The following is a 356-nucleotide window of genomic DNA, read 5'->3' as shown; positions in this document are numbered from 1 at the left end:
GGACTTCAAATGCAATTGCGTTAAGTCGTCTAGTTGGATTCGGACAGTGCCCCTTAATTCTGCGTTGCCGTTGCCCAACCAAGGGCGTTCTCAAGAACCAAGTGCAACACCTTCTTCCTGTAAGGTGCCGCCATGGCGAAAATTTACAAACATCTCACTACCCAAGACCGCGCAGTTGTCATGACCATGCGCGACGACCAGTGCTCAATCCGGTCCATTGCTAAACGCCTTTGCCGTTCACCCAGTACGATCAGTCGCGAACTCATGCGCACGAGTGGGGCCGAGGTCTACGATGCCGGCGTCGCTGACGCACAATGCCAAGCTCGCCGCCTTCAGCCCCGTTGTCTTCCTAAACT

At 54.8% G+C, this 356-nt stretch carries 1 protein-coding gene; it reads left to right on the top strand.

Annotation, left to right across the window (positions count from 1 at the left end; genetic code table 11):
- Positions 1-132 precede the first annotated feature (132 nt).
- The coding region (locus tag D0817_RS25055; protein ID WP_153188225.1) for a helix-turn-helix domain-containing protein at positions 133-356 on the top strand (224 nt) is incomplete at its 3' end.

Origin of the sequence: Flavobacterium cupreum (assembly GCF_003996965.1) — a bacterium.
GTDB lineage: Bacteria > Bacteroidota > Bacteroidia > Flavobacteriales > Flavobacteriaceae > Flavobacterium > Flavobacterium cupreum.
This window is presented reverse-complemented; position numbering and strand designations above follow the sequence as displayed.